Genomic DNA, 16,793 nt, shown 5'->3' with positions numbered 1-16,793 from the left:
GCGGGCAACGAGGCGGGATACTGGTCGGAATGACTACTGAGGTGAGTGACTGGGTCACGCAACTTCGCCGCCCGGACGGGTACGCCACCGGCCCCTATGTGCTGAGCGAACTCCGGCGGGTCATCGTCGCGGGCCAGATACCTCCGGGGGCGAACCTGCCGGTGGACCAGATCGGTGCGGTGTTCCAGGTCAGCCCGATCCCGGTCCGGGAAGCTCTCAAGACGCTCATCGGTGAAGGACTGGTGCGCCACCGGCCACGCGGCGGCTACACCGTGACCGTGCTCAGCGGGCCCGAGTTGCACGAGCTCTACCTGGTGCGCGGCGCCCTGGAAGCGGCGGCCATCGAGGCGGCCACCGCCGCCGCCACCGAGGAGCACGACCAGCGGGCCGCCACGACCCATCGCGAGCTGATGGCTGCGATCGAGGCGGACGACGTGCCGCGCTATCAGAACCTCAGCCGATCGTTCCACGAGATCCTGCTCGCGCCGTGCGGTATGCCGCGACTGCTGCACATGCTGAAGCTGGTGGCCGACCTCACCGAGCCCTCGCAGGCCATGAGTCTGCTCGATGCGGCACAACGATCACAGCTGCAGACCGACCACACCCGGATGCTCGAGGCGTTCCTGCACCGTGACGGCGCACAGCTGAGCTCGGCCGCTCGCGCCCACCACAGCCGGCTGACGGCATACATCGACGAGTCACGCAATGCCTCCGGAGATATATCTGCGCCCTGACGGATATATCTTCCGGGCTCCCCACCGGGCGGGCATGCGCTCCTAGATTGCTGGCAACGCTTAGGAGGCGCGATGTCGAACACCGAACGCATAGATCAGCCCGTGGAATTCGGTCAGCACGACACGGCCGGCACGGACGTCATCGCGACCGACTGCGATCACCGGCTGTACAACTACGACATCGCACCGTCCAAGAAGGTGGGCCGGACCTGGAGTTCCTACAACATCTTCGCGCTGTGGGCCAACGACGTGCACAGCCTGGGCAACTACACGTTCGCGATCGGCCTGTTCGCCCTCGGTCTGGGCGCGTGGCAGATCCTGCTCGCGATGGGCTTCGGCTCGGTCTTCCTGCTGGTGCTGCTGACCATCTCCGGATTCGTCGGCTACAAGGTCGGCGTTCCGTTCCCGGTGATGAGCCGGATCAGTTTCGGTGTCCGCGGTGCCCACATCCCCGCGCTGTTCCGCGGCGGCGTGGCCATCGCGTGGTTCGGCATCCAGACCTACCTGGCGTCCTTGGTGTGCAACATCCTGGTGCTCGCGCTCTTCCCGAGCGCGCAGTCGTTGACCGAACACCAGCTGCTCGGCCTCAACTACCTCGGCTGGATCTGTTTCGCGGTGCTGTGGGTGCTGCAAGTGATCATCGCCTGCTACGGCATCGAGATGGTGCGCAAGTTCGAGGCGTACTCCGGGCCGATCATCCTGCTCACCTTCCTCGGCATGGCCGTCGCAGTGATCGTCCAGGCCAAGGGTCACATCACCTGGGAACCCGAGCCGCTGCTGCACGGCAAGCCGTGGGCCCTGCACGGCTGGGACATGTGGCACGAGATCCTCGCCGGCGCCTCCGGATGGGTCGCGATCTACGGGACCTTCGTGCTGAACTTCTGCGACTTCACCCGTGGAGCGAAGTCGAAGCGATCCATTGTGCTGGGCAACATCGCCGGCATCCCCGCCAACATGCTCTTCTTCGGTGGCATCGTCGTCCTGCTGGCCGGGGGCCGCTTCACCATCGACGGCTCGGTCATCGCCGGTCCCGAGGACGTCGTCCACACGTTCAGCACGCCGTTCCTCGTCCTTGCCTGCCTGGCCCTGGTCATCCTCACGGTCGGCGTGAACCTGATGGCCAACTTCGTCGCGCCCGCCTACGCCCTGACGAACATCGCCCCCAAGAAGCTGGACTTCCGCAAGTCAGCGATCATCTCCGGCGTCATCGGGTTCGTGATCCTGCCCTGGAACCTCTACAACTCCCCCACCGTGATCACGTACTTCCTGGGTGGTCTGGGCGCGGTGCTCGGGCCGCTGTTCGGCATCGTGATGGCCGACTACTGGGTCCTGCGCAAGCAGCGGGTGAACGTCCCGGACCTCTACACGTTCGCACCGAGCGGCGACTACCACTACAGCAACGGGGTCAACCAGCGCGCGGTGATCGCCCTGGTGCCCTCGGCGCTGATCTCCATCGCCTTCGCCTTCTCCGGTCAGATCCACGCGCTGAACGCGCTGGGCCATGGGGGCCGTTCTCCTGGTTCATCGCCGCCGGCATCGCGTTCGTGCTCTACCTCGTCGTGGCCGACCGGTCCCGCACGTTCCGTGAGGTCGACGGCGAGGCGATCGCCGTACAGGCCCATCACTGACCCGAACGGAGAACCGTCATGACAACGATCGTCGCCTACCAGCCCGGTGTCGTCGGACGCGAGGCGCTGCAGCTCGGTGCCTTCATCGCTCGGTCCACCCGGTCGAAGCTGCTGGTCACGATGGTGCTGGCGACCCCCTCGGCGCCTTCGGTGGCGCGCGTCGACTTCCAGTACACCAGCCTGTTGCGTCAGCAGCTCTTCACCGAGCTGGCGGAGGCCAAGGGTGACACCCCGGACGACGTCGACGCGGAGTTCCGCATCCAGGACGCCCGGTCGGTCCCCAGCGGCCTGGTCGAGGTGGCCGAGGCGGAGGACGCCGGCCTCATCGTCGTCGGCAACTCCTCCCGGGGCGCGTTCGGACGGGTCAGCCTCGGCAGCGTCACCAACCACCTGGTGCATTCGAGTCCGGTCCCGATCGCGCTGGCACCGCGCGGGTTCCACAGCCACGATCGCGCCCGGATCCGGCGGCTCGACGTCGCCTACGGCGGTCTCGCCGGCACGTCGGGCCTGGTCCTGGCCGCGGCCGGCATGGCCGCGGAGATGGGCGCCGCGCTTCGTCTGACGTCGTTCTCGTTGCGGGCACGCAGCCTCACGACGGATCTCATCGCGCAGGACGAGTTGCGGTCGGCGGTCACCACCGACGTGCAGGACAGCGCCGACCGTGCACTGACCGAGGTGCAGGCTCTGCCGCACCCTCCCGAGATCGACGCAACCGCAATCGGTTTCGGGGAGGACTGGGCCGACGCGATCGCGGATGTGGGCTGGGATACCGGCGACACCTTGGTCGTCGGCTCGAGCGACATGGGCCCGGGGCGCCGGGTGTTCCTCGGATCGACCGGGATGCGGATCGTGCACGAGTCGCCGGTGCCGGTCATCATCCTGCCCGGTGACGCGGTCCCGACGCTCGTCGAACGAGCCGAGAGCGACCGGCCGGGAGGGGACCGATGAAGATCCTCGTCGTCAACGTCAACACGACCGAGACCATGACCAAGTCGATCGGTGAGGCCGCCCGGGCCGCGGCCGCACCCGGCACCGAGATCATCCCGCTGACGCCCTACTTCGGCGCCGAGTCCTGCGAGGGAAACGTCGAGAGCTACCTGGCGGCCGTCGCGGTCATGGAGCGGGTCATGGCGTATGACGGCGCGTTCGACGCCGTCATACAGGCCGGTTACGGCGAGCACGGCCGCGAAGGGCTCCAGGAGCTGCTGGACGTGCCGGTCGTGGACATCACCGAGGCCGCCGCGTCCACCGCGCAGTTCCTCGGCCACCGGTACAGCGTCGTCACGACCCTGGACCGGACCGTCCCGCTCATCGAGGACCGGCTGCTGCTGGCCGGCCTGGACCGCCGGCTGGCGTCGGTCCGTTCGTCCGGGATGGCCGTGCTGGAGCTGGAGGCCGAGCCCGAGCGCGCCGTCGAGGCGATCGTCCGCGAGTGCGAACTCGCGGTGGCGGAGGACAAGGCGGAGGTGATCTGCCTCGGCTGTGGTGGCATGGCCGATCTGGAGGACCGGATCGAGGAACGCACCGGCGTCCCGGTGGTCGACGGTGTGGCGGCGGCGGTGACCGTCGCCGAGGGCCTGCACCGTCTCGGGCTGCGGACCTCGAAAGTGCGCACCTACGCGCCGCCACGCCCCAAGCGCATCACCGGGTGGCCGATACCCCGCTCGTGACGCACCCCAACCAGCAACCGTTGCCGGTTATGTACGGGACTTCGACCGATCCGTGCACCCAACCAGCGACCGTTGCCAGTTATGCACGAGATTCAGCCGATGCGCGTCCACAACCCGCGACGGTTGAGGGCTATGCACGAGTTTCGGCCGATCCGCGCACCCAACCCGCAACCGTTGAGGCTTATGCACGTGAGCCGATCGAATCTGACTCCGGGGCGCCGGCTTCGACTCAGAAGTAGCTTTTCGTCCCATCCAACATCTCGCGGATGATGTCGAGTTGGCCAACATGCCGGGCCGTCTCCTCGAGCATGTGCAGCACCATCCAGCGCACCGAGGCTTCGCCTACCGGATGCAGCGCCGTCGAACCGGTCGCGTCGAAGCCGGCAGCTGCGATCGCGACGTCGGATCGGGCGCAAGCTGCTTCGTATTCGTCCAGCAACTGCGTCAGCGGCACGTCGCCGACCTCGAACTCGGAGTCGTCCACATCGTCAAAGCCGCTCCCCGCACCCGGCTTGCCTTGCAGCACCTCGCTGAACCACAACTCCTCAGCCCAACGCAGGTGTGAGACGACCCCAGCAATGCTCATCAGCGGCGACGTCGGTATGACGGCCCGGTGCGCATCCGCGTCCGACACGCCCTCGCACTTCAGCCGGACGATCCCGCGCTGCAGGCGATACCAGCCCATCACCGCATCGAACTCGTCGGGCCGAAAGTCGGGGCGCTCGGTCGCCATACTCATGGCCAGCACGCTACTGCCTACAACCACCCGTTGGTCTCGGCGATCTGCGCCGCTTCCGCGCGGGTGCGAGCACCGGTCTTGCCGATCACCGCCGACAGGTGGTTGCGGACGGTGCCCTCCGAGAGGAAGAGCACGCCGGCGATGTCGGCGACCGTGCCACCACCGCGGGCCGCGCGCAGTACGTCGGTCTCGCGTGCGGTCAGCGGCGACTCCCCCGCGATCAGGCTGTCGGTCGCGAGCGCCGGGTCGACCACGCGCAGGCCTTCGTGGACGCGGCGCACGGCGTCGGCGAGCTCGCGGGCCGGTGTGTCCTTGACGACGAAACCGGCTGCGCCTGCTTGCAGTCCGCGCCGCAGGTAGCCCGGCCTGCCGAAGGTCGTCACGATGAGCACCCGGGCTTCCGGCACTGCGGCGCGCAGCTCGGCGGTCGCGGTGATGCCGTCCGTGCCGGGCATCTCGACATCCATCAGGACGACGTCGGGACGCGTCTCACGCGCCGCGGCGACGACGTCGCTGCCGTCACCGACCTCGCTCACGACCGTGAGGTCGTGCTCCAGCTCCAGCAGTGCGGCGAGTGCCCCTCGCACCAGCGCCTGGTCGTCCGCGAGCATCACCTTGATCGTCATACGTGGTCTCCGCGAGGTGTCGGAAGAGTGGGTCGGGGCGCACGTCGTGGGGTGCTCACGCCATCGCCTCGCCCGACGATCGCCCGACTGTATGGCGCCACGACGCGTCGTCGCCCGCGGCCCCCGTGTCGAGCGGGGCGGCCGAGGCGGCAGCGACAGTGACCGAGAAGCCGTGGGGTTCGACGGCAGTGGTGATGAGCACAGCGCCCGCGGCAAGGGCTCGCTCCCGCAGGCCCGTCAACCCGTTGCCGTCGCCGCGGCGATCACCGCTGCCGGCTCCGACACCGTCGTCGCACACGGTGATGGACGACGGCGTGACGGTGATGGTGCAGCGCGAGGCCTTGCTGTGCCGGAGCACATTGGTGACGCACTCGCGCACGGTCCAGGCGAACGGCTCGACCAGATCCGCCGGCACCTGGTCGAGTGCGGTGGGGGTGCTGGCAGTGATGCCGGCGGCGGCGAGTGCCTCCTTGGCGCGCGCGAGTTCACCGGACAACGAGATCTCCCGGTAGCCCTCGACGGCGCGGCGCACATCGGCCAGCGCAGTGCGCGACAGGCGCTCCAGATCGGCGACCTCGGCACGTGCCCGCTCGTCGGCGCCGGCGTCCATCAGCCGGCCGGCCAGCTCCGCCTTCACGGTGATGACCGTCAGCGAATGGCCCAGGATGTCGTGCAGGTCGCGCGCCATCCGGTTGCGTTCCTGTTGCACCATCAGCTCGGCGTTGACCTGCCGGGACTCACGCAACTGGTGCTGGCGTCGCCCGGCCACCATGCCGACCGTGATGGCCACCGCGCCGAAGCCCAGACCGACGAAACTGCTGGGATCCGAATGCCACCCGGGCAGGTTCCACAACAGGATGTAGGCCACCGCCGCCGAGATGACGGTGATCCAGCCCCAGAGCAACGGCAGGGTCCACAGTCCGGAGAGCGCGAAGAAGATGATCGCGGCGATGCCGTCCTGGCCGACGGCGACCACGCAGACGATGGCGAGCATCCCGAGCGCGAGGTAGCGGATCACGTCCCGCGGGCGGGCCTGGTAGCCCCACGGATAGGACAGCCGGAAGAACGCCGCCCGGCAGGCGTAGAAGTGCCACAAGTAGACCGCGCAGAAGACCGGCACCGCCACGACGCCGACCATGCCGCCGACCGTGTCGAGGTGCCGCAGCGCGTCGATCAGCGGCTGCAACATCCAGAACAGCCACACGCCCGCCCAGAAGAGCATGATGAGCCGATTGCTGACCGGCTCGTCCCGCTGCGCCTGCTCGCAGGCGGCAACCGACGCGGGAGAGGCCTGCCGCGTCGGTTGCTTGTTGTCGTCCATCGCCGTCAGTCTGCCATTCCCGGGGTCACACGCGGCTGGTGTCGCGACGGAAGCGCCATACGGCACCGGCGAAGAAGAGTCCGATCCACAGCACCGCGCTGACAAGCCACATCGGGTCGAACGATCCGCCGAGCAGTGGATAACGGGCCATCTGAGACAGGCCCCAGAGTGGGGTGAAGGAGGCGATGGTCTGCATCGTGTGGTTCATGACCTCCAGCGGGATGAACAATCCACCAGCGAGCGCCAGCAAGGAGATGCCGGGGCCGAGGATCTGCATCGCGTTCTCCGAGGGCACCAGGTAGCCGACGAAGAGTCCGAGAGAGGCCAGCAGGCTGCCGCACAGCCACGACAGCACCACAGAGGCTCCCCAAGCGCCGGCAGAAATCGTTGCGCCGGTGGCCGTCCCGATGGCGAACACAATGATGACCGGTAGTGCAGCAGCCACCATGGCGCACACCACCTTCACCGAGATGTATGCAGTGCCGGTCAGTGGCGTAAGACGCAACTGCCGGCTCCAGCCCTGCGCGCGCTCGACGGCGACACTCGCACCGATCGCAGCTGCGGCGGCGAAGGCGCCGTACAGCGCGAAGGTGATCATTTCGTAGGCCTTGACGTCGACTGACGAGCCCGCGAACGTGCCGGTCTGCGTCGCACCGAATGCTGCGTAGAACACGACCGGCAGCAGCACGGTGAAGATCATCGTCCGCTTGTTGCGCAGCACCCGTACGAGTTCGATCCGCAGCAGGCGTCCGTTGAACCCACCTCGAGTGGGCACCCGCCGCTCCAGATTGATGCGGTCGGCCGCCGGGACTGCGCTAATGGCTGTGTAGTCGGTCATCGGTCAGGCTCCTTGCTGGTCGTCGCCGGTGAGAGCGATGAAAGCGTCTTCCAAGCCGCGAGCGGTGATCTCCACGTCGCGGGCGTTGGTGTGGGCGAACAGGTAGCGGGCGACGGCGTCGCTGTCCTTGGAGTGCAGCGAGACCGAATCACCCTGCACTTCCACGGAATCCACACCTGGTATGGCGGCCAGCTGCTGATCGCTGAGGCCGCTCATCGTGGCCCGGACGATGCGGCCGGTCGCCATCGCCTTGATCTGGGCGCCGGTGCCGTCGGCCACGATCTGTCCCTTGCGGACCAGGACGATCCGGTCGGCATACTGATCGGCCTCCTCCAGATAGTGGGTGGCGAAGAGCACGGTCCGGCCGCGTTGTGCGTCCTGCCGGATCGCGGACCAGAAGTCGCGGCGCCCGGTGACGTCCATGCCGGTGGTCGGTTCGTCCAGCACCACCAGGGCCGGGTCGGACACCAGCGCCATCGCGAAGCGGAGGCGCTGCTGCTGACCGCCGGAGCACTTGTGCACCCGCCGGTCGCCGATGTCGGCGATGCCGGCTCGTGCGAGGCACTCCTCGACCGACCGGGTCTGGACGAAGAGGCTGGCGGTCAGGTCGACGGTCTCGCGGACCGTGAGGTCATTGAGCAGGCCACCGGTCTGCATGACCGCCGCGACCAAGCCGCGGCCGATGGCGTCCCGCGGATCCATGCCGAAGACTCGCGCGCTTCCGGCGTCCGGCGTGGACAGGCCCAGCATCATGTCGATGGTGGTGGTCTTGCCGGCGCCGTTCGGGCCGAGGAAGGCGACGATCTCGCCCTGCTCGACGGTGAGATCCAGACCGCGCACGGCGTGCACCGCGCCGAAACTCTTCTCCAGGCCGACGAGTTCGATCGCCGGCGCCCCCTGCGGCTCCGGGACGGTCATGGCTCCCGGCTGCTGTGTCGTCATCATGTCCTGCACTCTGCCGTGCCCGGCCCGTGCGCTCCCCTGCCGCGCATCACGACGTTCCCATGACATCGGTCATGGGCGGCTCGCACCGGGAGTCGTCCGGCCGGCTGTCATCAGCCACTGGGCGCGGCGGATATCCTGGAGGGGATGTCTGCTTCCTCCCGTCCGACCGTCAGTGCGTCGCCGTTCCGTGTCCGTGTCGAGCACGCCAGTGACCCGTTGCTGCAGCGGATCGCGCGCGCTCCGCGTGCCCTGCCGGCGCTCGTCGTCCTGCTGTTGCTGGTGATCGGTGCGGTCTTCCGCGGCCTGGTCGGCACCGTCTGCTTCGGGCTGTGCGCCGTGCTCGTCGCCTGGCTGCTCTACCTGGCGTGGCCGCGGATCCAGCCGATCGAGCGGATGATGCGGTGCTCGGTGCTGCTGCTCGCGGTGGCACTCGCCATTGTCAGCGCCGGGTTGTGACCGCAGTGGGTGACAAGCAGCCGGCACGGCGCACCACGCGCCAGCAGACCGCCGTCGCCGACCAGCTGCGCAGCCAGGAGGACTTCGTCTCCGCGCAGGAGTTGCACTCCGCGCTGCGGGACAGCGGCGAATCCGTCGGGCTGGCAACGGTGTACCGCGTGCTGCAGACGATGGCCGCCGATGGCGAACTGGATGTGCTCCGGGCACCGGACGGCGAGTCGATCTACCGCCGCTGCAGCACCGGGCACCATCACCACCTCGTATGCCGTCGCTGCGGCCGGGCCGTCGAGGTCGAGGGTCCGCAGGTGGAGCGCTGGGCCGCCGCCGTCAGTGCCGAACACGGTTTCACCGAGGTCGAGCACACCGTGGAGATCTTCGGTATCTGCGCGGAGTGCTCCGCGCAGGGCTGATCACGATCCCGGTTGGCCCATGCCAGGCGTGAGCTATACCTCACCTCTGGCATGGGCCAACTCGGCGGCGTGCGCTGAGCGCGTCATACCTCCGGCGCACTTGGTGCATGAAACGGTCCGACTCGATCCGAAAACCGATGAGCGGGATGCGCAGCACCTGCTCTCCCGCTGCTACTCGATCGTTGTGCCGAAGCGCATCGTCGACCGGGTTCAGCGCGAGCACGTGATGCCCACCGTCGATCTCCACCACCAGACCCACGACATCCCGTGAGACATCCAGGTAGACGCGGCCACCCGGTCCGAACCGCACCGCCTGATGGGTGGGCGGCGGTAGGCCGTAGCGACGCGCCATACGGGAGAAATCGAGTTCTCCGAGTGAATGTGCGCCATCGGTCACATCGGTGATCACCGCATCGAGGAATTGTCGTCGGCTCGTGCGGCGGACGCCGCGCCAGGCCATCTGCAACCGCGGTGGGTTCGTCAATCGCTGCTGGATCGGCAGGCAGATCAGCAGTGCCGCCTGCCGGTCGCTGACCGCCCACTGCGCCGCGTGGATCATCGCGGGTTCGACGGCCACCCGCGGGATGCCGGCAGCGACGATCGGTGATGGATCGTCGACGCGGTGCAGCCGAACGTCCGAGACCGCGTGGTGCCGGTTGCGGGACGGCATCGTCACATCGATGGTGACGGCCGTGAAACCGGTGAGTCCGGCCGCACGCAGTGCACTCGCGCCATCCAGTCGTGCTCCGGCGCCGCTCTCCCAGACCGCGCGCCAGTGTTTCCCGGCCTCCGTCAGCACCGCTGTGTCGATCACGACCGTATGGCGCCCGGCGCGGAACCAGCGCCCGGCGGTGATCTCGTCGCGAACGGCGAACCGCCCGATACCGTGCTCGCCCAGCTCCCGACGATGCACCACACCGCCATGGTCGGCCGCAAGCTTCCTGGCAAAGTCCCCCGCGCCGCGCCGCGCGGGCTCACAGGCGTTCGACTGCGAGCTGCGTCCGCACCGGTCATCTGCCGATCCCGGCGGAATCATGGCATTTCCCGCCGAACGACTGTGGACAACCCGGACTCGCCCAATTCGCCTGTGCCACAGGTGAGCTATTGCTCACTCCTGGCATGGGACAACTGGCGGGTCAGGCCTTGGCGGCGTCGATCGCCCCGCCGAAGCGCCGGTCCCGCTCGGCGTAGATCTGGATGGCGCGCCACAGGTCGCGCCGGTCGAAGTCGGGCCACAGCGTGTCCAGGAAGACCATCTCGGCATACGCCGACTCCCAGAGCATGAAGTTGCTGGTGCGCTGCTCCCCGGACGAGCGCACGAAGAGGTCGACGTCGGGCATGTCCGGCCAGGCGAGGTGGCGCGCGATTGTCTTCTCGTTGATCGAGGACGGCTTGAGCTTGCCCGCCTGCACCTGTTCGGCGATCCGGCGGGTGGCATCGGCGATCTCGGCGCGGCCGCCGTAGTTGACGCACATCTGCAGCGTCATCACCGTGTTGCCGGCGGTGATCTCCTCGGCGCGCTGGAGCTCCTTGAGCACCGAACGCCACAGCCGCGGCCGCTGACCCGACCAGCGACAGCGCACGCCCCACGAATGCAGCAGATCGACGCGACGCCGGATCACGTCGCGGTTGAAGCCCATCAGGAAGCGCACCTCGTCGGGCGAGCGGCGCCAGTTCTCGGTCGAGAACATGTATGCCGACAGGTTCTTCACGCCCGCCTCGATGCAGCCGGCGATGACGTCGATCAGCTGCGCCTCGCCCGCCTCGTGGCCCTTGGTGCGCGGCAGGCCGCGCTGGTTGGCCCAGCGGCCGTTACCGTCCATGACCATCGCGATGTGCTGCGGCACCAAGGCGGCGGGTATGACGGGAGGCGTCGCGCCGCTCGGGTGCGGCGGCGGAGCAACGGTCATCGGGTCGATTCCAGCTGCGAGGTGCGGTCCACGAGACGCAACGATCTCACGCCGCGTTCGAGGTGCCATTGCACGTAGGCGGCCACCAGTCCGCTGGCTTCCTTCCGGGAGCCGGGGCTGCTGGCGTCGGCGACCTGCCATCCGCCGGTGAGCAGTGCGGCCAGCAGCGCGAACGTCTCCGGGTGCGGGGCGGAGCTGCCCGGGGTGCGACACGAGTAACAGACCGCGCCGCCGGAGGCGAGGTTGAAGGCCCGGTGCGGTCCGGCCGCTCCGCACCCTGCGCAATCGACGAAGCTGGGCGCCCAGCCGGCGATCGCGACCGCGCGCAGCAGATAGGAATCGAGCACCAGCCCCGGGTCGTGCTCGCGATGTGCCAGCGACGCCAGCGCGCCCGCGAGCAGGTTGAACTGCTGCGGAACGGCCTCGCGTTCCTCGATCAGCCGCTCGGCCGTCTCGAGCATGGCGGTCGCCGCGGTGAAGGCGCCGTAGTCATGGACCAGCCGCTCGCCATACGGCGCAATGATCTCGGCCTGGGTGACCGTGTCGAGCGAACGACCTTCATAGCACTGCAGATCGACGATCATGCCCGGCTCGAGCCGAGCCCCGAACTTCGACTTGGTGCGGCGCACGCCCTTGGCGACCGCCCGGATCTCGCCGCGGCCGCGCGTGAGCATGGTGACGATGCGGTCGGTCTCCCCCAGCTTGTGGGTGCGCAGCACGATGCCGACGTCGCGATAAGTGGCCATGACGTGCCCATTGTCCCTGACGGCGGGCGGGTCGTCGCACTGCCACGCGGCGACCGCACGAGAAAGTGACGACAGTAGCGACCTCCTCGGGCTTACCGACGATCCCGCACGAGAAAGTGACGACAGTAGCGACCTCCTCGGCCGTACGCTGCCCTCATGCCTCGTTCACGGTATGACGCCCTCGTCGTCGGCGGCGGCCACAACGGTCTGACCGCCGCGGCCTATCTCGCACGAGCCGGTCGTTCCGTCCTGCTGCTGGAACGCCAGGACCATCTCGGCGGCGCGTCGGTGTCGGCCGATGCGTTCCCGGGCATGGGCGCCCACTTGTCGCGCTACTCCTATCTGGTCAGCCTGCTGCCCCGGCAGATCATCGACGACCTGGGCTTGCGGATCTCGTTGAAGCGCAGGCGCTTTGCGTCATACACGCCGGTGCCGGGCGGCGACACGGGCTTGTTGGTCGACCACGGCGACCCAGCGGTGACGGCGGCCTCGTTTGCGGCGGTCGGCGCGGGTGGCGACGTCACGGGCTGGGCCGACTTCTACGCCCGAGCAGGCCGTATGGCGCAGGCCATCTGGCCCGCGATGACCGAGCCGCTGCGGCGGCGCTCCGAGATCGCCGCCGCCATCGGCGATCCCGCGATCGTGCGTGACTTCCTCGACCGGCCCCTCGGCGAAGTCATCGAGAGCGCGGTGCAGGACGACCTTGTCCGGGGTGTCATCCTCACCGACGGCCTCATCTCGACCTTCGCCGGGGCGCACGACACCGACCTGCAGCAGAACATCTGCTTCCTCTACCACGTCATCGGCGGGGGCACCGGCGACTGGGACGTGCCCGTGGGCGGCATGGGTGCCGTCTCCGGCGCGCTCGAACAGGCGGCGCGGGAGGCCGGCGCCGAGTTGCGCACCGGCTGCGAGGTCACCGAGGTGCAGGACGGTACGGTCCGCTGGCGGGACCGGGACGACGAGGCCGTCGCCGACGCCGATCTCGTGCTCTGGGCCGCGGCGCCGGCGGTCCTCGACACACTGCAGGGCCGCACGCCGTCGCCGGCCGAAGGCGCGCAGGTCAAGGTCAATCTCCTGCTGAGTCGCCTGCCGAAATTGCGGGAGGCCGGTGTCGATCCGGCGGCGGCATTCGGCGGGACCTTTCACATCAACGAGACCTACACAGGCCTCGAAACCGCTTACCAGCAGGCACTTTCCGGGCAAGTCCCGTCCCCGATGCCTGCTGAGATCTACTGTCACTCGCTCACCGATCCGACGATCCTGTCACCGCAGTTGCAGGAGTCCGGGGCACACACGCTGACCGTCTTCTCCCTGCAGACACCCGACCGGTTGCTGTCCGGCGGGGACGCCGAACGGGCACGGCTGGAGCGCGCGGTGCTCGACTCGTTGTCCAGCGTGCTCGCCGAACCGATCGACGACGTCGTGCTGACCGACCTCGATGGACGCCCGTGCGTCGAGACCAAGACCACCCGTGACCTGCAGGACACATTGCGGATGACCGGCGGCAACATCTTCCATGGACCACTCTCCTGGCCGTGGGCGACCGACGACGAGCCGCTGGACACTCCGGCACAGCGCTGGGGCGTGACGACGCCGTCGGAGCGGATCTTGTTGGCCGGCGCCGGTTCCCGCCGCGGTGGCGGAGTCAGTGGCCTCGGCGGCTACCACTCGGCGAGGGCCGCCTCGGAGTTGCTCGACCGGTAGACATCAATTCGAACATGTGTCTACTCTGATGTCGTGAACATGGCTGGTCGGGGTCCCCGCGAAGTATCGGAGGAGCGGAGCGGGGGAGAACTTTGTGGGGTGACTCTGCAGGGTTCGTTGCTCGACCAGGTGGACGAGGTCGGCCTGCGCCCGCTGGCCGGGGCGATCCGGCGCGTGCCGCTGAGTAGGGGCGCCTGGATCGACCTGCGACCGGGCTGGCTGACCGGCGCCGACGAGCTCTTCGGCCGCCTGTCGCTCGGCGGCAGCGCCGGTGTCGACTGGCGGGCCGAGCGGCGGCAGATGTACGACCGCGAGGTCGACACCCCTCGCCTGCTGCGCTTCTACCACGCGCACGAACAACTGCCGGATCCCGTGCTGGCACAAGCTCGTGCGGCGTTGACCGAGCACTACCGGGCCGAGCTCGGCGAGCCGTTCACCACCGCCGGCATGTGCCTCTACCGCGACGGCCACGACTCGGTCGCCTGGCACGGCGACCGCATCGGCCGCTCCAGCACCCAGGACACCATGGTCGCGATCGTCTCGGTGGGACAGCCGCGGGTCTTCGCGATGCGCCCGGTCGGCGGTGGTGGTGCCGCAATCCGCCATACGCTCGGGCACGGCGACCTCATCGTGATGGGCGGCTCGGCACAGCGGACGTGGGAGCACGCGATCCCCAAGAGCACCAAGGCGACCGGGCCACGGATCAGCATCCAGTTCCGCCCGTATGACGTCCGCTGAACCGGCCGGGCTCGGAGACTCAGAGATCCGCGCGGGTCTTGCCGAAGACGACCAGATCGACCCGTCCGGAGTGCACATAACCCGCCGAGCGGAGCACGCCCTCACGGCGGTAGCCGGCTGCCAGGGCCGACTTCTGGGATCCGAGGTTTCCGGTGGCGGCCCGGATCTCGACGCGCTCCATGCCTTGCTCGCGCAGCGCCCAGTCGCCCAGCAGCCGGGCGGCCCGACCGGCCACGCCGCGGCCTCGCTGGTCGGGTGAGACCCAGTAGCCGATCTCGGTGGTGCGGCGGCGCCAGTCGGTCTTCTTCAGGTCGACCATGCCGGCGAAGCGGCCGTCCACCTCGATGGCACGCACGATGCCCGCACCACTGCGCCACGCCGCACCGGCCAGCTCCGTGACGAAGCCCAGGGCGTGCGTCTCGTCATACGGGTTCGGCAGCGGCAGCCACTGCTGCGTCAGCGGATCGCGGCAGGCGCGGACGATCGCCGGCACGTCGTCGGGCGACGGCGCCCGGAGTGACATGTCACCCTCGCGCAGCGGGACGTCGGAGAAAGTCTGGGCGGGCACGGCGGGCACCGCGCGAGTCTGGCACACGACCCTCTACAGTCCCTCCATGAACACCCCGACGATGAGCCGGCGACTGATCCTCGGCGGCGGCCTCGGCGTCGCCGGCGGCATAGTGCTCGGCGTGCCGGCCGCGGATGCGGCGACACTGACGGCAGTGCAGCTGACCGCGAAGCTCAAGGCATACCAAGCCGGCCGGGGCGGCACCTTCGCTGTGGCCGTGCACGACCGGCGCAACCGCAAAACCTTCACTTACCAGGGCAGTTGGCGCAACGAGACGTTGAGCATCGTCAAGGTGCTGATCATGGCGACGGTGCTGCGCCGCTGCCAGGAGCGCAAGGTCAATCTGACCAGGACCCAGGTCGCTCAGGCCGCCGCCATGATCACGCGCAGCGACAACACCGCGACCAACGCACTGCTGACCTGGGCTGGGGTGGCCAACGTGCGCCGGGTCGCCGGCCTCTACGGGTTGCGCAGCACCGTCATACAGGGCGGGACGACCGCCGGCGCGAGCAACTGGTGGGGCTACTCCACCGCCACGGCGCAGGACCAGCTCGTGTTGATGACCGGTGTCGTCTGGGGCACCTCGGTCCTCACCGTCGCCAACCGTGAATACCTCAAACGCCTGATGGCACAGGTCGTGTCGACGCAACGCTGGGGCGTGTGCGCTCCCCCGCTGCCGACGACCAACAGCTGGCAGACCAAGAACGGCTGGGGTCCGCGCACCGGCGGCTACCGGCTCAACTCCGTGGGTCACATCGCGGGCAACGACCGCGACTACGCCGCGGTGATCCTCAGCCGGGCACCGCGCGGGTTCTCCTACGGGCGCGACACCGTCAACGGCGTGTCGAAGATCCTGTATGCCGCGCTGGCGCGTCCGCTGGCCTGAGCGATCGTTGCCGCCGCAGCCGTACGCGGAGAAATCCGGTGGTCCGATGTCGGCGGCCGGCCCTACTGTCGTGCGGTATGACGACACCGGACTTTCTCACCAGCATCGCCGACGAGTCGAGCCGGTTCCGCGCGGCACTGGCCGATGCGCCGGACCGCACGGTCCCCACGTGCCCCGACTGGTCCACCGATGACCTGCTGTGGCACCTGACCGAGGTGCAGTGGTTCTGGGGCACGATCGTGGCCCAGAACGTCGCGGACCCGGAACAACTCGAGCATCCCCACCGCCCGGCGGGTCGGGAGGCGCTACTGGCCGCGTTCGACGAGGCGAGCGGCGCGCTGCAGCAGACGTTGCGCGCAACACCGCCGCAGGACACCCGCTGGATGTGGGCCCCCGACCACGCGCTGCACACCGCGGGTTACATCCGCAGGCGGCAGGCCCATGAGGCGCTGATCCACCGGGTCGACGCGCAACTGACCGCCGCCGGCGATGTCACGCCGATCGACGGGGCCCTCGCAGCCGACGGCATCGACGAGATCGTCGAGGTGATGTACGGCCGGGAGCACCCGCTGGTGACTTTCCGGCCCACCGAGGGCCGCGTGCTCGAGCTGGCCGCCACCGACGTGGACCGGCGCTGGGTGCTGCAGCTGGGCCGCGAGACCGGCACGATGCCCGACACCGGGGAGCAGATCGACGACGCGAACTTCCGGCCGGCACCGGACGCGACCGCGGTGGCGACGATCTCGGGCGCCACCGCCGACCTCGACCTGTGGCTCTGGAACCGCCCGACCATGGGCGAACTCATCGGCACCGGCGACCGGCAGACCCTCGACGCGATCGCCGAGGTGCTCGCCGAAGGCATGCAATGAGC

The 16,793-nt window shown here is 68.8% G+C and carries 19 protein-coding genes; 10 read left to right on the top strand and 9 right to left on the bottom strand.

Features of this window, described 5'->3' with window-relative positions; translation table 11 throughout:
• Positions 1–29 precede the first annotated feature (29 nt).
• The 4 genes from ACYVBN_RS14100 to ACYVBN_RS14085 all read left to right on the top strand — a co-directional run bounded on the left by ACYVBN_RS14100 (position 30) and on the right by ACYVBN_RS14085 (position 4,032).
• Entirely contained in the window at positions 30–734 is a 705-nt protein-coding gene (locus ACYVBN_RS14100; protein WP_460601076.1) for a GntR family transcriptional regulator, read from the top strand.
• A 72-nt stretch (positions 735–806) separates the two neighbouring features.
• Complete coding sequence (locus tag ACYVBN_RS14095; protein ID WP_460601075.1) at positions 807–2,384, top strand: NCS1 family nucleobase:cation symporter-1; 1,578 nt, start codon at positions 807–809, stop codon at positions 2,382–2,384.
• Positions 2,381–3,310, top strand: a complete 930-nt coding sequence (locus ACYVBN_RS14090; RefSeq protein WP_460601074.1) for a universal stress protein — start codon at positions 2,381–2,383, stop codon at positions 3,308–3,310. The genes ACYVBN_RS14095 and ACYVBN_RS14090 overlap by 4 nt, the downstream gene beginning before the upstream one ends.
• Positions 3,307–4,032, top strand: coding sequence for an aspartate/glutamate racemase family protein (locus ACYVBN_RS14085; RefSeq protein WP_460601073.1), 726 nt, complete (start codon positions 3,307–3,309; stop codon positions 4,030–4,032). The genes ACYVBN_RS14090 and ACYVBN_RS14085 overlap by 4 nt, the downstream gene beginning before the upstream one ends.
• A gap of 229 nt (positions 4,033–4,261) precedes the next feature.
• Here ACYVBN_RS14085 and ACYVBN_RS14080 read toward each other — a convergent pair whose 3' ends face one another.
• Genes ACYVBN_RS14080 through ACYVBN_RS14060 form a run of 5 tightly spaced genes read right to left on the bottom strand, consistent with a single transcriptional unit; the run spans position 4,262 to position 8,501 of the window.
• Positions 4,262–4,765, bottom strand: coding sequence for a DinB family protein (locus ACYVBN_RS14080; RefSeq protein ID WP_460601072.1), 504 nt, complete (start codon positions 4,763–4,765; stop codon positions 4,262–4,264).
• Positions 4,766–4,788: 23 nt separating this feature from the next.
• On the bottom strand, positions 4,789–5,397 hold the full coding sequence (locus ACYVBN_RS14075) for a response regulator (protein WP_460601071.1): 609 nt from the start codon (positions 5,395–5,397) through the stop codon (positions 4,789–4,791).
• 55 nt (positions 5,398–5,452) lie between these two features.
• Positions 5,453–6,718: a sensor histidine kinase gene (locus ACYVBN_RS14070; RefSeq protein WP_460601070.1), complete on the bottom strand. Its 1,266-nt coding sequence runs from the start codon at positions 6,716–6,718 to the stop codon at positions 5,453–5,455.
• A 25-nt stretch (positions 6,719–6,743) separates the two neighbouring features.
• Positions 6,744–7,556, bottom strand: coding sequence for an ABC transporter permease (locus tag ACYVBN_RS14065; RefSeq protein ID WP_460601069.1), 813 nt, complete (start codon positions 7,554–7,556; stop codon positions 6,744–6,746).
• Positions 7,557–7,559: 3 nt separating this feature from the next.
• Positions 7,560–8,501 (bottom strand): ABC transporter ATP-binding protein, encoded by a 942-nt coding sequence (locus ACYVBN_RS14060; protein WP_460601068.1) that lies wholly within the window; start codon positions 8,499–8,501, stop codon positions 7,560–7,562.
• 144 nt (positions 8,502–8,645) lie between these two features.
• On the opposite strand from ACYVBN_RS14060, the gene ACYVBN_RS14055 reads away from it, so the two are divergent.
• Together ACYVBN_RS14055 and ACYVBN_RS14050 are read left to right on the top strand one after the other, a co-directional pair.
• On the top strand, positions 8,646–8,957 hold the full coding sequence (locus tag ACYVBN_RS14055; RefSeq protein WP_460601067.1) for a DUF6703 family protein: 312 nt from the start codon (positions 8,646–8,648) through the stop codon (positions 8,955–8,957).
• Positions 8,954–9,367, top strand: coding sequence for a Fur family transcriptional regulator (locus tag ACYVBN_RS14050; protein WP_460601066.1), 414 nt, complete (start codon positions 8,954–8,956; stop codon positions 9,365–9,367). The genes ACYVBN_RS14055 and ACYVBN_RS14050 overlap by 4 nt, the downstream gene beginning before the upstream one ends.
• Before the next feature lie 40 nt (positions 9,368–9,407).
• On the opposite strand, the gene ACYVBN_RS14045 is transcribed toward ACYVBN_RS14050, so the two are convergent.
• The 3 genes from ACYVBN_RS14045 to recO all read right to left on the bottom strand — a co-directional run bounded on the left by ACYVBN_RS14045 (position 9,408) and on the right by recO (position 12,023).
• Positions 9,408–10,283 (bottom strand): PDDEXK family nuclease, encoded by an 876-nt coding sequence (locus ACYVBN_RS14045; protein ID WP_460601065.1) that lies wholly within the window; start codon positions 10,281–10,283, stop codon positions 9,408–9,410.
• Positions 10,284–10,503: 220 nt separating this feature from the next.
• Positions 10,504–11,277, bottom strand: a complete 774-nt coding sequence (locus ACYVBN_RS14040) for an undecaprenyl diphosphate synthase family protein (protein ID WP_460601064.1) — start codon at positions 11,275–11,277, stop codon at positions 10,504–10,506.
• Positions 11,274–12,023 carry a DNA repair protein RecO gene (gene recO, locus ACYVBN_RS14035; RefSeq protein WP_460601063.1) on the bottom strand — a complete coding sequence of 250 codons (750 nt, stop codon included), beginning with the start codon at positions 12,021–12,023 and terminating at the stop codon, positions 11,274–11,276. The genes ACYVBN_RS14040 and recO overlap by 4 nt, the downstream gene beginning before the upstream one ends.
• Before the next feature lie 156 nt (positions 12,024–12,179).
• Between recO and ACYVBN_RS14030 the strand changes: the two genes are divergently transcribed.
• Entirely contained in the window at positions 12,180–13,730 is a 1,551-nt protein-coding gene (locus ACYVBN_RS14030; protein ID WP_460601062.1) for a phytoene desaturase family protein, read from the top strand.
• A 99-nt stretch (positions 13,731–13,829) separates the two neighbouring features.
• Complete coding sequence (locus ACYVBN_RS14025; protein WP_460601061.1) at positions 13,830–14,468, top strand: alpha-ketoglutarate-dependent dioxygenase AlkB family protein; 639 nt, start codon at positions 13,830–13,832, stop codon at positions 14,466–14,468.
• Between the two features lie 19 nt (positions 14,469–14,487).
• Here ACYVBN_RS14025 and ACYVBN_RS14020 read toward each other — a convergent pair whose 3' ends face one another.
• Complete coding sequence (locus ACYVBN_RS14020; protein ID WP_460601060.1) at positions 14,488–15,045, bottom strand: GNAT family N-acetyltransferase; 558 nt, start codon at positions 15,043–15,045, stop codon at positions 14,488–14,490.
• 37 nt (positions 15,046–15,082) lie between these two features.
• Between ACYVBN_RS14020 and ACYVBN_RS14015 the strand changes: the two genes are divergently transcribed.
• Positions 15,083–15,922 carry a serine hydrolase gene (locus ACYVBN_RS14015; protein WP_460601059.1) on the top strand — a complete coding sequence of 280 codons (840 nt, stop codon included), beginning with the start codon at positions 15,083–15,085 and terminating at the stop codon, positions 15,920–15,922.
• A 77-nt stretch (positions 15,923–15,999) separates the two neighbouring features.
• Positions 16,000–16,791 (top strand): maleylpyruvate isomerase N-terminal domain-containing protein, encoded by a 792-nt coding sequence (locus tag ACYVBN_RS14010; protein ID WP_440282542.1) that lies wholly within the window; start codon positions 16,000–16,002, stop codon positions 16,789–16,791.
• Positions 16,792–16,793 lie beyond the last annotated feature (2 nt).

It is taken from the genome of Flexivirga lutea (assembly GCF_054778955.1).
This window is presented reverse-complemented; position numbering and strand designations above follow the sequence as displayed.

Coding starts and splice junctions, on each gene's coding strand:
- ACYVBN_RS14060 (WP_460601068.1), bottom strand. CDS start 8,501: ATGATGACGACACAGCAGCCGGGAGCCATGACCGTCCCGGAGCCGCAG.
- ACYVBN_RS14065 (WP_460601069.1), bottom strand. CDS start 7,556: ATGACCGACTACACAGCCATTAGCGCAGTCCCGGCGGCCGACCGCATC.
- ACYVBN_RS14080 (WP_460601072.1), bottom strand. CDS start 4,765: ATGGCGACCGAGCGCCCCGACTTTCGGCCCGACGAGTTCGATGCGGTG.
- ACYVBN_RS14095 (WP_460601075.1), top strand. CDS start 807: ATGTCGAACACCGAACGCATAGATCAGCCCGTGGAATTCGGTCAGCAC.
- ACYVBN_RS14055 (WP_460601067.1), top strand. CDS start 8,646: ATGTCTGCTTCCTCCCGTCCGACCGTCAGTGCGTCGCCGTTCCGTGTC.
- recO (WP_460601063.1), bottom strand. CDS start 12,023: ATGGCCACTTATCGCGACGTCGGCATCGTGCTGCGCACCCACAAGCTG.
- ACYVBN_RS14100 (WP_460601076.1), top strand. CDS start 30: ATGACTACTGAGGTGAGTGACTGGGTCACGCAACTTCGCCGCCCGGAC.
- ACYVBN_RS14090 (WP_460601074.1), top strand. CDS start 2,381: ATGACAACGATCGTCGCCTACCAGCCCGGTGTCGTCGGACGCGAGGCG.
- ACYVBN_RS14010 (WP_440282542.1), top strand. CDS start 16,000: ATGACGACACCGGACTTTCTCACCAGCATCGCCGACGAGTCGAGCCGG.
- ACYVBN_RS14015 (WP_460601059.1), top strand. CDS start 15,083: ATGAACACCCCGACGATGAGCCGGCGACTGATCCTCGGCGGCGGCCTC.
- ACYVBN_RS14040 (WP_460601064.1), bottom strand. CDS start 11,277: ATGACCGTTGCTCCGCCGCCGCACCCGAGCGGCGCGACGCCTCCCGTC.
- ACYVBN_RS14075 (WP_460601071.1), bottom strand. CDS start 5,397: ATGACGATCAAGGTGATGCTCGCGGACGACCAGGCGCTGGTGCGAGGG.
- ACYVBN_RS14085 (WP_460601073.1), top strand. CDS start 3,307: ATGAAGATCCTCGTCGTCAACGTCAACACGACCGAGACCATGACCAAG.
- ACYVBN_RS14070 (WP_460601070.1), bottom strand. CDS start 6,718: ATGGACGACAACAAGCAACCGACGCGGCAGGCCTCTCCCGCGTCGGTT.
- ACYVBN_RS14030 (WP_460601062.1), top strand. CDS start 12,180: ATGCCTCGTTCACGGTATGACGCCCTCGTCGTCGGCGGCGGCCACAAC.